Source organism: Pseudomonas sp. IT-P44, assembly GCF_949768225.1.
Classification (GTDB): Bacteria; Pseudomonadota; Gammaproteobacteria; order Pseudomonadales; family Pseudomonadaceae; genus Aquipseudomonas; species Aquipseudomonas migulae.
The window spans coordinates 147392-160762 of the sequence record NZ_CATKQM010000003.1; the positions used below are offsets into that span (position 1 = coordinate 147392).

The 13371-nt window shown below is 59.8% G+C and carries 14 protein-coding genes; all 14 read right to left on the minus strand.

Annotation, left to right across the window (positions count from 1 at the left end):
- Positions 1-144: 144 nt before the first annotated feature.
- The 14 genes from ACM6IO_RS00650 to ACM6IO_RS00715 all read right to left on the minus strand — a co-directional run bounded on the left by ACM6IO_RS00650 (position 145) and on the right by ACM6IO_RS00715 (position 13358).
- Complete coding sequence (locus ACM6IO_RS00650; RefSeq protein WP_192227899.1) at positions 145-1143, minus strand: ADP-ribosylglycohydrolase family protein; 999 nt, start codon at positions 1141-1143, stop codon at positions 145-147.
- A complete protein-coding gene (locus tag ACM6IO_RS00655) occupies positions 1140-1853 on the minus strand; it encodes a GntR family transcriptional regulator (RefSeq protein ID WP_032828923.1) in 714 nt (237 codons plus the stop codon). The genes ACM6IO_RS00650 and ACM6IO_RS00655 overlap by 4 nt, the downstream gene beginning before the upstream one ends.
- Before the next feature lie 211 nt (positions 1854-2064).
- The gene (gene araH / locus ACM6IO_RS00660; protein ID WP_032828927.1) at positions 2065-3033 is read right to left on the minus strand and encodes an L-arabinose ABC transporter permease AraH; all 969 of its coding nucleotides are present in this window, start codon (positions 3031-3033) and stop codon (positions 2065-2067) included.
- 12 nt (positions 3034-3045) lie between these two features.
- A complete protein-coding gene (araG, locus tag ACM6IO_RS00665; protein ID WP_223480814.1) occupies positions 3046-4590 on the minus strand; it encodes an L-arabinose ABC transporter ATP-binding protein AraG in 1545 nt (514 codons plus the stop codon).
- 65 nt (positions 4591-4655) lie between these two features.
- Positions 4656-5660 (minus strand): substrate-binding domain-containing protein, encoded by a 1005-nt coding sequence (locus ACM6IO_RS00670; RefSeq protein ID WP_008031628.1) that lies wholly within the window; start codon positions 5658-5660, stop codon positions 4656-4658.
- 125 nt (positions 5661-5785) lie between these two features.
- On the minus strand, positions 5786-6604 hold the full coding sequence (locus ACM6IO_RS00675; protein ID WP_207286288.1) for an SDR family oxidoreductase: 819 nt from the start codon (positions 6602-6604) through the stop codon (positions 5786-5788).
- Between the two features lie 199 nt (positions 6605-6803).
- Positions 6804-7679, minus strand: coding sequence for an SMP-30/gluconolactonase/LRE family protein (locus ACM6IO_RS00680; RefSeq protein ID WP_414910726.1), 876 nt, complete (start codon positions 7677-7679; stop codon positions 6804-6806).
- 131 nt (positions 7680-7810) lie between these two features.
- Entirely contained in the window at positions 7811-8527 is a 717-nt protein-coding gene (locus ACM6IO_RS00685) for a FadR/GntR family transcriptional regulator (RefSeq protein WP_008031621.1), read from the minus strand.
- A 207-nt stretch (positions 8528-8734) separates the two neighbouring features.
- Entirely contained in the window at positions 8735-9295 is a 561-nt protein-coding gene (locus ACM6IO_RS00690) for a DUF1285 domain-containing protein (RefSeq protein ID WP_008040881.1), read from the minus strand.
- 16 nt (positions 9296-9311) lie between these two features.
- Complete coding sequence (locus ACM6IO_RS00695) at positions 9312-9920, minus strand: DUF4823 domain-containing protein (protein ID WP_008040882.1); 609 nt, start codon at positions 9918-9920, stop codon at positions 9312-9314.
- 192 nt (positions 9921-10112) lie between these two features.
- Complete coding sequence (locus ACM6IO_RS00700; protein ID WP_150631722.1) at positions 10113-11081, minus strand: GTP 3',8-cyclase MoaA; 969 nt, start codon at positions 11079-11081, stop codon at positions 10113-10115.
- Between the two features lie 138 nt (positions 11082-11219).
- The gene (locus ACM6IO_RS00705; RefSeq protein ID WP_008031613.1) at positions 11220-11858 is read right to left on the minus strand and encodes a TetR/AcrR family transcriptional regulator; all 639 of its coding nucleotides are present in this window, start codon (positions 11856-11858) and stop codon (positions 11220-11222) included.
- Between the two features lie 342 nt (positions 11859-12200).
- Entirely contained in the window at positions 12201-12986 is a 786-nt protein-coding gene (locus ACM6IO_RS00710) for a TatD family hydrolase (protein ID WP_008040884.1), read from the minus strand.
- Positions 12987-13001: 15 nt separating this feature from the next.
- Positions 13002-13358, minus strand: coding sequence for a PilZ domain-containing protein (locus tag ACM6IO_RS00715; RefSeq protein ID WP_223453155.1), 357 nt, complete (start codon positions 13356-13358; stop codon positions 13002-13004).
- Positions 13359-13371 lie beyond the last annotated feature (13 nt).

A 13371-nucleotide genomic window follows, 5' to 3' on the forward strand; every position in this document is an offset into this window, starting at 1 on the left:
AAGTCAGTGCGATCCATTGCGGGTGAAATATTCAATATGCGGCGCGCCCTTCGCGAGCAAGCCCGCTCCCACAGGGATCGTGCAAACCTCACGGGACACGCTGTACCTGTGGGAGCGGGCTTGCTCGCGAAGAGGCCAGCCCAGTCAACGCAAAGCCAACAGACCCTGCACCAACGGCTCCAACTCCAACGAGTTAACGGCTTTGACCTTATCGATCATCGCCACCGGCCAACTCTCAAGCCCCAGACAAGCCCCGAGCATGGCCCCCAGAATCGCCGCGATGGTGTCGGTGTCGCCCCCCAGACCTGCGGCCATGCACAGCGCGTCGAAGGCATTTATTTCACCGATGGCCACTTGCTGCGCCAAGGCAAACGAAACTACCACCGACTCCTGCGAAGCCACCGACGTGCCAATCACGTCGTACATCAAATCCGCCAGCATCGCCTTGTCGCTGTCGACGCTGATCGTCCGCGCCCAACTGATGCGCGAGGCAATGCGTCCGCCCGCGACCCAGTGACCGTGGCTTTCCGCTTGCTGGGCGATTTGCTGGCCGAGGTTCAATGCCTCGCCGAGGTCCATGCCGTTGATGCCGGCCGAGACCACCGCCGCCACCGCCGCCGCGCTGGAGATGCCCAGCGTGGTGTTGTGGGTGACCTGGCAGGCCTGCACCACGGCGTTGATGAAACGCTCGGGATCGCGGACATCCGCCGAAATGCCGACGGGTGTTATGCGCATCGCCGCGCCGTTGGTGGTGCCGTAGCGCCCCGCTTCTTCCGGCGAATGACCGGCGAGGATCATCTCGATCGCCCGTTTGGTCGACGGCCCGAGCAAATCCTGCGAGCCCTTGGCCTGCATCGCGGCTTCCCATTCGATCAGCCGTTGCGCCAATACCGACGGTTCAATTCTGCCCTTGCCGTCGATCAACAACTGACCGACCAGAATGGCCTGTTCGGTGTCGTCGGTGATCGAGCCTTTAGGCATGTTGGCCGCAATCGGTTGATTGGGGCCGGCGTCTTGCAGATCGGTGATTTCACCGAAACGCGCCTTGATGACGGCGCGGCTCAGCGATTGCGTCGGCATGCCCAGCGCATCGCCCAGGGCCAGTCCGTAAAACGCGCCCAGTGCACGATTGAGCGCGGTCATTGTGGGTTTCCAAATTGCAGGTGCAGGCGAAAGTGCACGGGATCGAGCAGGCTTTCGACCTGCTCCATGAAGCGGTTCTGCCGGTCGTAGGTGGTGCGCAAGGCTTTTAGGAACACCGTGCCGACCGGACGACCGAGCAGCTCGGCGTCTTCGGCGTTCAAGGGTTCGGCGCCGATCCATTGATCGCCGCGCTCGCCGATGTAGCCGTACGCGGCCAGGGTGATGGTCAGGGAATTGTCGATCAGGCCGACACGCGGCAGGCTTTCCAGGCCTCCGGTGGCGGGCATCAATGAGCGTTCGAGGGAAACCAGCTTGCCGTCGGTGGAACGACGGCGGCGGTCGAGGGTGATGAATTGGTCAGTGCCGAAACGCGGCAGCAGGTCGGGGCGAGTCACCGCCTCGAGCCGCAGCACTTCGGTATTGATCAGCGCCCCGCTGTCGGCCAGCGCCTGCGCCCAACCGCTGCGCTGATCGAGCACCACCCCGTCGAACGTGACGATGGAACCGACACCACTTTGAGTCGCGATGTAGTTGCGCCGTTTCAATTCGGCCAGGGCTTCACGCAGCGTACCTCGGCTGACTTTGAATTCTTGAGCCAACTGATGCTCGCCCGGCAACTGAAAGCCGTCCTCCATGAGGCCGCTTTCAATGCGCCGGATGAGTTCGTCGACCACCCGTTGTTTCTTGTCAAATCGTACCTGTCTAATCATGTACAAATTGATACCCGAAACGACTTGTAACAGGCAAGACATATTTAGGGGGGGGTGACGGAAGGAGGCAGTCGCGAGGTGAATCAGGTACATCGCCTTCGCGGGCAAGCCTCGCTCCTACAGGTTAATGTCAGTCGCGTAATCCTGCACGACACATTACCTGTAGGAGCGAGGCTTGCCCGCGAAGGGGCCAGCACAGACAACAAAAATCTCAGCGTTGTTTCAGGCGGTCGATAACCACAGCCAGCAGCAAAATCGAACCACGAATCACGTACTGATAAAACGTATCGATGTTCTTCAGGTTCATCGCATTCTCGATGATCGCCAGAATCAACACCCCGGCGATCACATGCCGGATCATGCCGATCCCGCCACTGAGCGAAACCCCGCCAAGCACACACGCCGAGATCACCGTCAGCTCGAAACCCTGGCCGATCATCGGCTGGCCGGAAGTCATCCGCGACGCCAGAATCACCCCGGCCAACGCCCCGATCACACCGTGCACGGCGAAGATGATGATCTTGGTCCGGTCAACGTTGACCCCGGCCAGCAACGCCGCTTCCTGGTTGCCGCCGATGGCCATGGTGTTGCGCCCGTAGGTGGTGTAATTCAGCAGCCAGCCGAAAAACAGGAAGCAGGCAATGGTGATCAGGATCGGCACCGGCACGCCAAACAACTGGCCGTTACCGAAGACGAAGAACGACTCCTGCGACACGCCCACCGCTTTGCCATTGGCAAAAATGTAGGCCAGACCGCGAACGATCTGCATGGTCGCCAACGTAGTGATCAATGCATTGACCCGCAGCTTGGCGATCACGATCCCGTTGATCAGCCCGACGATCAACCCCATGAACAGCGCCGCCACCACACCGAGAAAAACGCTGTCGGTGTCGCGCATCACCACCGCCGCGACCACGCCGGCACAGGCAATCACCGAGCCCACCGACAAGTCGAAATGCCCCGACGCCAGGCAATACAACATGGTGCACGCGGCTATCCCGGTGGTGGAAATCGCCAGGCCCAGACCGCGCATGTTCAGCGGCGAAAGGAAGTTGTCGATCAGCAAGGTGCAGAGCACAAAGATCCCGACGGCCGCGAGCAACATCACCCAGTCATCGAGAAAGCGCCGCAGGTCCAGAGGTTTGCGCTGGGTGGGCAGAGCGTTGTTTTGGGTTGTCATCATAGTCACCTCTCAGTTCGCCACGCCGTCAGCACGGTGGCGCGGCAAAGCCAGTTGCAGCAGGTTGGATTCGTTGGCCTCGTCACGGGACAGTTCGCCGCGCATCGCGCCTTCGCAGAGCACCAGGATGCGGTCGGAAATACCCATCACTTCCATCAGGTCGCTGGACACCACGATCACCGCGATGCCGCTTTCAGCCAGGTTATGGATGATCTGGTAAATCTCGGCCTTGGCGCCGATGTCGATGCCGCGAGTCGGCTCGTCGAGCAGCAGGACTTTCATCGGCATCGACAGCCAGCGGCCAAGAATCGCCTTCTGCTGATTGCCGCCGGACAGGTACATGATTTTCTGCGCCGCGCTGGGCGTCTTCACTTTCAGCGCCTTGATCTGCTTGTCGGCGTTGTCCTTCTCCCACAGGCCGCGCAACAGGCAACCGAAGGTGGAATGGGCGCCGCGCGCGCTGATGTTGATGTTCTCGGCAACGCTGGAGAGCGGCATGATGCCCTCCTTCTTGCGGTCCTCGGGACACAGCAGAATGCCGGCGGCAATCGCATCGCGGGGTGAACGCAGTTTCAGTTCATGACCGCGCAATTCCAGGCGCCCCGCGGTGTTGCGCTCAAGGCCGCTGAGCATGCGGAACAGCTCGGTTCGCCCTGCCCCCACCAGACCGAACAGCCCGAGAATTTCGCCTTTGTGCGCATCGAAACTCACCGGCTCACGCAAGCCCGGCCCGAGCAGACCGTCGACCCTCAACGCCACCGCGCCACGCTTGCGCGGGCGATAATCGTAGATGTCCTGAATGTCGCGCCCGACCATGCACGTGACCAATTGATCGTGGGTCAGCTCGCTCATGTCCTCGAAGGTGCGCACGTAGCGGCCGTCCTTGAACACCGTCACCGCGTTGCAGATGCGGAACACTTCTTCCATGCGATGGGAGACGTAAAGCACCACTTTGCCTTCGTCGCGCAGGCGCCCGATGATCGCCATCAAGCGATCGATCTCCCGCGCCGAGAGGCTGCTGGTCGGCTCGTCGAACGCGATCACATGCGCGCCCCGGGACAACGCCTTGGCGATTTCCACCAGTTGCCGCTGCCCGAGGGACAGGCGCCCGACTTTCTCCTGCGGATCGATTTCATCGGCCAGGCCCTTGAGGCAGGCCAGTGCTTGTTGTCGCAGTGCGTTGCGATTGATCAGGCCGAAACTGGCAGGCAAATGACCGAGGAACAGGTTTTCCGCCACGGTCATTTCCGGCACCAGATGCAGTTCCTGATGGATCACCGCCACCTTGTTGCCGATGCTGTCGGCGGTGGACTTGAAGACCATCGTTCGCTCGCCGATCTGCAGGTCGCCGCTGTTCGGCGTGTAGGCGCCGCCGAGGATTTTCAGCAGGGTCGATTTGCCGGCGCCGTTCTCACCCATCAAGGCATGAACCTGACCCGGATGGGCGACGAAGCTGATGCCGTCCAGCGCCTTCACCCCGGGAAAGGTCTTGCCGATCCCGTTGAAGCGCAGGCTGCCGCCAACGCTGTCGTGTTGTGTCTGTACTTGCGCGTGCATAAAACACCTCATCACACAGATCAGGCAGCCCCGTCGCCAGGGCCGCCGATGAAATCAACCGCGCCTCAGTTCCAGAGGCCGATCTTTTCCAGTTCCTGCTTGAAGTTGTCGCGCGTGATCAGGGTCACGTCGTCCATCGCCGTGTACTTCGCCGGCTCTTTGCCGGTGGTGACCCACTCGAACATCATGCTGGCGGTGTTGTAACCCTCGATGTGCGGGCTTGGCAGCATCGAGCCGAAGAAGCCGCTGTTGGGCTTTTTCAGTTCGCCGATGGCGTCGGTGCCGTTGATGCCGATGCCGATCACGTTGGCCGCAGCAAAACCGGCGCTCTCGGTGGCACGCACGCCGCCCAGTACGGTGTTGTCGTTCATGCCGCCGATGATCAGGTTCTTCGCCGCGCCCGGCAGTTTCACCAGCGCCGAGTTGGTGGCGTCCATGCTGCCCGGCACGTCGAGGGTTTTCAGGGCCGAGAACAGGATGTGGTCTTTTGGCATGCCGGCGTCTTCCAGCGCCTTGACCGAACCGTCGGTGCGCTTCTTGCCGGTGTCGAGTTCGTTGTAGGTGTTGATGACCGCGTAGGTGTCTTTCCAGTCCCAGTTGCGTTTTTTCGCTTCGGCGGCCATCGCCGCGCCCTGCTTCTGGCCGACTTCGAACGCCGCCATGCCGAGGTAGGGAACGTCTTCCATGAACTTGCCGCTGGCATCGACGAAGCGGTCATCCACGGCAATCACTTTCAAACCGTTGAGTTTGGCTTTGGCCATGATCGCCGGGCCGAGGGACACGTCCGGCGGGCAAATCACGAAGCCCTTGGCGCCGTTGGCAGCCAGGCTGTCGATGGCGGACAGGGTTTTCTCGCCGTCCGGCACGGCGATCTTGATGACCTTGAAGCCTTTCTCTTTGCCGGCCTTTTCGGCGAAGGCCCATTCGGTCTGGAACCAGGGCTCTTCCGCCTGCTTGACCAGAAAACCGATCTTCACTTCCTCGGCCGCCAGCAAGCTGCTGCTGAGGCTGACCGCGGTGACCGCCAAAGCGGCACAGCACAGGGAACGGATCCCACGACGACGATTCATAAGCTGACTCCTTGTTATTTTTTTTGAGCGTTATTTTTCAAAGCCGGTGCAAACGTTGTAGCAAATAGTCATATCGTATGATGATTGGATTTCAGGCGTAATTCCGCGCCTGAAACCCCGGTTATTCAGTCGTGGTACATCACCGAGCGCCCACCATCGATGGTGATGCACGAGGCGTTGATGAACGGCGCTTCATCGCTGGCGAGGAAGACTGCCGTCATCGCCACTTCAATCGGCTGGCCAATGCGCCGCGGCGGATGCAGATCGAAAGCGCGCTGACGCTCGGCCTGGGGGTCGGCAAAACCGTTCCAGTAATCGACGTTCAATTGGGTTTCGATGTAGCCCGGTGCAATGGCGTTGACGCGAATGCCTTTCGGCGCGTATTCGATGCCCAGTGCGCGGGTCAGGCCGAGCAAACCGTGCTTGGCCACCGGGTACGGGAAGCAGCCGGGAATGATGTGCGTGGAATGGGTCGAGGCGATATTGATGATGCTGCCGACGCCCTGCTCGATCATCTGCGGCAACACCGCCTTGCAGCCGAACCAGGCGCCATCGAGGTCGATGGCAAAGCAGCGGCGCCAGTCTTCTTCAGTCATTTCCAGCGGATCGCGGAACACATTGACGCCGGCGCAGTTGACCAGCACGTCGATGCGGCCATGCAACTCGACGGCCCTTTTTGCCATCGCGTGCAGGTCTTGTTGATTGGATACGTCAACCTTGATCGCCTGAACATCGAAGCCTTGGGCGCGCCAATGCGCCGCGACGCTTTCGACTTTCTCGCCCTGGATGTCGCTGATGATCAGCCTGGCTTGCTGGCAAGCGAAGGCCGCAACAATCGCCTCGCCAATGCCCTGAGCGGCACCGGTCAGCAGCACGACCTTGTTTTTCAGGCGCTCGCCCTTCGGCGGTTCGGGCACCGTAGGCAGGGAGAGCGCTTCAGCCATGGATCAGCACTCCCTTTCGCGGGCACGACATAAACCGGGCATCTGTCGATGTCCGGCCAAAAAACGTGTTGGAAAATCGCTGCATCACTTCACCTGTTTTGTTTTTTTAAGTGTGAGTGCGTGTAACTGATTGGAGCCGACTATAAACCCGACCACCAAATAATCTCAATATATAATTTTACATCCCATATTTTGGGATTTAATCAGCAAATCTCGTACAGGGTTTTCCTGGTATATCGACCCGGATCGACAACACCGCGCCGTCCAGCGGATGGTTGAGCGGGCTCGCAGCGCTGGTGATGTAGAGGGTTTTCAGGTCCGCGCCGCCGAAGACACAACTGGTCGGGCGACTGACTGGCAATTCGATGATGCGATCGACATACCCATCCGGTGTCAGCCGGATCAGGCAGCTGCCGTCCCAGCGCGCGTTCCAGATATAACCTCTGGCATCCATCGCCGAGCCGTCGGGGCCGCCACGTTGATGCGGGCCGAACCAGACCAGCGCGGGATCGAGGCCGCCGTCGGTGCGGATGAAATGCTGGTAGAGCGTGCCATCCAGGCTGTCGGCGAAATAAAGCGTGGTGGCGTCATCGCTCCACAACAACGTGTTGGGAATGCCCAAACCGCGCAGCAGCGGCGTGACCCGGGCATCCCGGTCGATACGAAACAAGCCGCCGGAACGCCGCACAACGGGCAGGTCTTCGCCATTTTCGCCGATGTTGTTTTGCATGGTGCCGAGCCAGAGTCGCCCCTGGGTATCGCAACGGGCTTCGTTGCCGCGATTGCCCGGCTGCGGGTCCGCGACGCAGAACAAGGTCAGCCGTGGCTCAAGGCCTGGTGAATCCAGATCGAGCCGATACACGCCACTGCTCAACGTCACCAGCGCATCGCCGCTTTCGCAGGGAATGAAAGCCGACACGTGCTCGGGCATCTGCCAGATCTGCACGTTGGCACCGATCAGGCGCAGCGCCTGTTTACCGGCGATATCCACCCAATAGAGGGCCTGCGTCGGCGCATCCCAGAACGGGCCTTCGCCGAGGCGTGCCCGGTGTCCGGTGACTGCGGTCCATTCCATGAAACCTCCTGCGTTGTTCTTGTTTTATGTGGGAGCGGGCTTGCTCGCGAAGAGGTCGTGTCAGACGACATTGACGTTGAATGACACACCGCCTTCGCGAGCAAGCCCGCTCCCACAGGGGATTAGTGTGATCAGCCGGCTTTTTTGTCGGCCATGACTTTTGGGTAGAAGCGTTTAATGGCCAGGTCGGCGTTGTCGATCAGGGTCATGCAAGCCCACACACCGCGTGCCGCGTCGCGGGCGGCGATGGCGTCGGCCATGTCTTTGTGAATCGGCAGCGTGCGGCGCAGTTCGTCCGGATCGGCGGCGGAGACTTCAAAAGACACCGCCAGCAACGCGCCGAGTGCCGGGACCATTTGTTCGATGAATTGATTGTGGCTGGCCGCGAGGATGCACTCGTGGAAGAACTGGTCGGCGCGGTTGTAATCGATGCCGCTGTGCACCGCGCGCTCCAGCGCGTTATAGGCCTGAAGCACCGCCTGCACCTGCTCGACGGTCGCTCGCTCGCAGGCCCAGCGCACGGCCATCGGCTCGATGGTGCGGCGTAAATCGAGGAGGTCGTCGACGAAGTTTTCCGGCAGGCCGCTGCGGGACAGCCAGCCGACGACTTGCGGATCGAAGAGGTTCCAGCGCCGCACCGGCAATACCCGCGTGCCGACCTTCGGCCCGACTTCGAGCATGCCTTTGGCGACCAGGGTTTTGATGGCTTCGCGGATGACAGTGCGACTGACGCCGAGCTGCTCGCCCAGGTCAGCCTCAACCTTTAGGGTTTCGCCGGGTTTTACCTGGCCCGCCGCAATCCAGCAACCCAGCCAATCGACCGTCGATGCGTGAAAACTGCTGGACATGGGCACCTCGATGCAGGGACGGCACAATGCCGTTCGCGATGGTTGCCCACGCTAATCATCATACGATTGGGTGTCAATTTGATTTTTTGAAAAGCACATAAAACCAATGTGGGAGCGGGCTTGCTCGCGAAAGCGGTATTTCAGTCAACATCTCTGCTGAATGACACACCGCTTTCGCGAGCAAGCCCGCTCCCACAGGGATATGTGTTACGGCTCAAGGCCGATGGGGAAGAAGATGCCGCCACTCCATACACCAAGCCAACGCTGCCCATCGATTTCACGAGTCACCGCCAGCTCCACCAACTGGTAAAACACATTGCGATGAATCAGCGCTTCGAGATTGGTGCGCACATGCACGTAAGGCGCAGGCTCTTGTGTCACCGGATCAATCACCACGCGGATCGCATGGTCGGCACCGGCCTCGGCGGTTTCATCCACATGGGTGGTGAAGCGCAAGACCTGGGCTTCACCCTCGCCTTCAACATCCACGGCAATCGCCACGAACGGAGCGTCGTCAACCTTGATGCCGACTTTCTCGACCGGGGTGATGAGGAAATAATCATCGCCGTCGCGGCGAATGATGGTGGAGAACAGTTTGACCATCGGCTTGCGCCCGATCGGCGTGCCCAGGTAATACCAGGTGCCGTCGCGGGCGATGCGCATGTCGATGTCGCCGCAGAAGTCGGGGTTCCACAAGTGGACCGGTGGCAAGCCTTGGGTCTTGGGGATTTGCCCCAACAGGTCGTTGGCTTTTTGCGGGCCACTCATGGCGTTCTCCTTGGAATTACTGGTCGCTGAACCCCAGCAGGCTGCGCGCGTATTGCCGCAGCGGCGGGCCCATCAGGTCTTCAGGTTTTTTGTCGTAGAACGTCAGTAAACCGCCACGACTCTTGATACGTGCAGTATCAATCAAATACTGGGTGCTGGTCTCGATCAACATGATCTGAATCACGCCGGAGTCGATACCGAGACGATCCACGGCTTCCTGATCGAGCCATTCGTCCGTGTTGCCGATACGGTCGTCAGTCTTGGCGAAACGGGTGTAGAGCAGGTAATGCGCACCGACCGCACGGGCTTCGCCCATGGCCTGGTCGAGGCCTTCCGGCGTGCGTGCACGGCGGACCATCGGGAAGTATTCGATAAAACCGTCGAAGGCGACTTCGGCGATCACGTTAGGTCGCGGGTAGACCGCACTGCCCGGCGGCACAAAGGCGCCTTGGGCGATATAGACGAACGAATCCGGCTGAATGCGCAGGTTGTGCACGCGGCGGCTGTCGCTGTGGTCAAGCAGCCCCACGTCGCTCATGTGGTAGCGAGCTTCTTCAGCCATATCGCTGACATTCATGCAGCCACCAAGCGCCAAAACGGCCAGCAGCAAAACCAGGCTACGCATCCTACCCTCCAGAGGCCGGTGACGGAAAACCGGCGAATGGCCATGGGATGCAGCTTCCGCGCCAGCTCCAGAACGTCGTTGCCTGTTCGAACGCATTCGCGGGCAAGCCTCGCTCCTACAGGTTTATGTCGTTCACAAAATTGTGCCAACAACCATCCTGTAGGAGCGAGGCTTGCCCGCGAAGAGGCCGGTTCAGCCGCCGATGATTTTCATGACGGTCGCACCACCGGAAAATGCCACTTCCTGCTTGTCACCCAAGGCCTTCACCAAGAGTCGCTGCAAAGCCGGCAATGCCTGATGACGCGGTTTGTCCAGCAGATCGCCGACATAGTGACGATTGCTCGACGACAGGCAGCCATGCAGCCACCCGGTTGAAGACAGGCGAAGCCGCGAACAGGTTCGACAGAACGGAACACTTTCGTTGGCGATTACCCCGAAATAGCCCTGCCCCGGAATTTCATAGCGCACCGCCGTGGCGTCAACCGGCGCATCGGCCTGGAGATACTCATAGCGATCACCGATCAAGCTCAGCAGTTGCTGAAGGCTGACGAATTGTTGCAGGAATGCGTTGTTGTCGCTGGCCAGGTGGCCCATGCGCATCAGCTCGATGAAGCGCAACTCGTAACCGCGTTCCAGGCAATAATCGAGCAGCGGCATCACCTGATCGAGGTTCTGCCCGCGCAACGGCACCATGTTGACCTTGATCTTCATGCCGGCGGCGCTGGCCTGGTCCATGCCATCGAGCACAGTCGCCAGATCGCCGCCGCGAGCAATGCTGCGGAATGCGCCGGCATCCAGGGTATCGAGGGAAACGTTGATGCGACGAATGCCGGCATCGACCAGCAGGGGCAGTTTTTTCGCCAGCAATTGACCATTGGTGGTCAGGCTGATGTCTTGCAGGCCCATCTGCCCGACAGCGGTCATGAAGGCTTCGAGTTTGGGGCTGACCAACGGCTCACCGCCGGTGATGCGCAGCCGTTCGATCCCCGCCGCCTCGATCAAGTAGGCAACGCCGCGTGCCATGGCCTCAGCCGACAGTTCATCCTGTGCAGCGACCAGCCGCTTGCCGTTAGGCACGCAGTAGGTACACGCGTAATTGCAGGCGGAGGTCAGGCTGATTCGCAGATTACGAAAACGCCTGCCTTGACGGTCAACGATCATGGTCACTCCGGCACAAGGAATTCGGACGACGTAAAACTTGACTCACAAATCAAGTTTTAGCAAGTCCCATGCCTGAGTATATTACTGAGGTACTGCGCCATATAGCGAAATCATGGCGCAATAAGGCAACTGAATGACTCAGCTACTCGGCGTGTCGGTGTCGCGCTTGCGCTTGTTGCCCATGCGCACGCCGATGTCCATCAGGAACTGGAAGAAGCCTTCCTGATCTTCCAGCACATTGCTCCAGAACGGCGAGTGATACAGCGCCACGGCGCCGTGCACCAGCGCCCAGGATGCGCAGTAATGGAAGTAAGGCGGCACGTCTTCGAGCTTGCCTTCGCTGATCCGGCCCTTGATCAGCAGGGTCAGGCGTTCGAAGTTCGAGGCGCGAATCTTGTGCAGCTCCTCGATCATCTCCGGCACCTGGTTGCCCTTGACCACCTTTTCTTCCAGGCGATCGAACAAGCGGTAACGTTGCGGATCGCGCATGCGGAATTCGAAGTAGGCCCGGGACAGCGCTTCCTTGTCCTTGTCGACATCGGCCGAATGCAACAGCTCGTTCAAATCGCGCTCGTAATCGAGCATCAGGCGCAGGTAGATCTCCGCCTTGGATTTGAAGTGCTTGTAGATTGTGCCTTTGCCGATACCGACGGCATCAGCAATCATCTCGACGGTGACACTGTCTTCACCTTGGTCGAGGAACAGCTTGAGCGCGGTATCGAGAATTTCTTGCTCACGGCGACGAAATTCACGGACCTTACGAGGTTCTTTATGCATAAGAAAAGGTCTGTCGGGGTCAAAATTCGAAGCCGCGTATTATGCCTAACTTGCGGCAAAATGCACGGATCATCCTTCCATATCTGTGTTTCTAGATGAATTCTGTCAGCACCAGCTTTTAATGAGAACTCTTCCGAAGCGCCTGTATTCCAAAATTGTTTAAAAACCTGGGCCGGTAAACTGGACTCAGCGCAATACTGATCAATACTTCAACTGTCGGCGGGGCATCTCCCCCAAGTGCCGCGTCGATATTGGTACCAACGGACCGCGTACCATTGTTTTACTCCTAATGGTCTTAACCCGGATTCACCCCCCAGAACCCGGGTTTTTTTTGCCTGCGATTTAACCTTTCACATGCGCCAGCGGGAACAGTCGCTTGAAGTTCTCGGTCGTCTGCGCGGCAAATCGCTCGTAGGATTCACCGCGTAGCATTGCCAGAAACTCTGCCACTTCCCGCACATATTGCGGCAGGTTCGGCTTGCCGCGATAAGGGATCGGCGCCAGGTACGGCGAGTCGGTTTCCACCAGCAATCGGTCGGCAGGCACTTTACTGGCCACGTCACGCAGCGCATCGGCGTTGCGGAAAGTGACGATGCCCGACAGGGAAATGTAGTAACCCATGTCCAGCGCCGCTTTGGCCATGTCCCAATCTTCGGTAAAGCAATGCAAAACGCCGGCCTGGGGCAACGCGGCTTCGCGCAACAGATTCAGCGTGTCCGCCCGGGCGCCGCGCGTGTGAATGATCACCGGTTTGCCGGTCTGTTGCGCGGCTTGCAGGTGCAGGCGAAACGATTCCTGCTGCAACTCCGCCGCTTCAGGTTCGTAGTGATAATCCAGGCCGGTTTCACCAATCGCGACCACACGCGGGTGGTTGAGCTCCTGCAGCAGCCAGTCCAGCGCTGGCGCAGCGCCCGGTTGCACGTCCAACGGGTGCACGCCGACCGAACAGTCGACATCGTCATAACGTTCGGCCAGGGCTTTGACGTCGGCGGCGTTGTCGACACTGACGCCGATACACAGAAAGTGCCCTACCCCGCGCTGGCGGGCCGCGTCGAGTGCGGCATCCAGCGAGCCGTCATGGGCGGCGAGGTCAAGGCGATCAAGGTGACAATGGGAATCTACGAGCATAAAAAGGGCTGCAACTTACATCGTATGAGTGGGACGGTCGGACTTCAGGGCTCCGGCCAGGTGGGTTTCGATTCGACTGCGCGCGGTGTCGTCACCGTCGTTGAACTGCACGCCGACGCCAGCGGCCCGGTTGCCTTGCGCGCCTTTGGGGGTGATCCAGGCAACCTTGCCGGCGACCGGAATTTTCTCCGGCTCGTCCATCAGGTTCAGCAGCATGAATACCTCATCGCCCAACTTGTAGCTCTTGTTGGTCGGGATGAACAGGCCACCGTTCTTGATGAAGGGCATGTAGGCCGCGTAGAGCACGGAGTTGTCCTTGATGGTCAGGGACAAAATGCCGTTGCGCGGCCCCGGATTGACGACTTCATTCATGCTGACCTCCGCT

Coding starts and splice junctions, on each gene's coding strand:
- ACM6IO_RS00670 (WP_008031628.1), bottom strand. CDS start 5,660: ATGAATCGTCGTCGTGGGATCCGTTCCCTGTGCTGTGCCGCTTTGGCG.
- ACM6IO_RS00650 (WP_192227899.1), bottom strand. CDS start 1,143: ATGACCGCGCTCAATCGTGCACTGGGCGCGTTTTACGGACTGGCCCTG.
- ACM6IO_RS00680 (WP_414910726.1), bottom strand. CDS start 7,679: ATGGAATGGACCGCAGTCACCGGACACCGGGCACGCCTCGGCGAAGGC.
- ACM6IO_RS00705 (WP_008031613.1), bottom strand. CDS start 11,858: ATGCATAAAGAACCTCGTAAGGTCCGTGAATTTCGTCGCCGTGAGCAA.
- araH (WP_032828927.1), bottom strand. CDS start 3,033: ATGACAACCCAAAACAACGCTCTGCCCACCCAGCGCAAACCTCTGGAC.
- ACM6IO_RS00655 (WP_032828923.1), bottom strand. CDS start 1,853: ATGATTAGACAGGTACGATTTGACAAGAAACAACGGGTGGTCGACGAA.
- ACM6IO_RS00675 (WP_207286288.1), bottom strand. CDS start 6,604: ATGGCTGAAGCGCTCTCCCTGCCTACGGTGCCCGAACCGCCGAAGGGC.
- ACM6IO_RS00695 (WP_008040882.1), bottom strand. CDS start 9,920: ATGCGTAGCCTGGTTTTGCTGCTGGCCGTTTTGGCGCTTGGTGGCTGC.
- ACM6IO_RS00685 (WP_008031621.1), bottom strand. CDS start 8,527: ATGTCCAGCAGTTTTCACGCATCGACGGTCGATTGGCTGGGTTGCTGG.
- ACM6IO_RS00710 (WP_008040884.1), bottom strand. CDS start 12,986: ATGCTCGTAGATTCCCATTGTCACCTTGATCGCCTTGACCTCGCCGCC.
- ACM6IO_RS00690 (WP_008040881.1), bottom strand. CDS start 9,295: ATGAGTGGCCCGCAAAAAGCCAACGACCTGTTGGGGCAAATCCCCAAG.
- ACM6IO_RS00700 (WP_150631722.1), bottom strand. CDS start 11,081: ATGATCGTTGACCGTCAAGGCAGGCGTTTTCGTAATCTGCGAATCAGC.
- ACM6IO_RS00715 (WP_223453155.1), bottom strand. CDS start 13,358: ATGAATGAAGTCGTCAATCCGGGGCCGCGCAACGGCATTTTGTCCCTG.
- araG (WP_223480814.1), bottom strand. CDS start 4,590: ATGCACGCGCAAGTACAGACACAACACGACAGCGTTGGCGGCAGCCTG.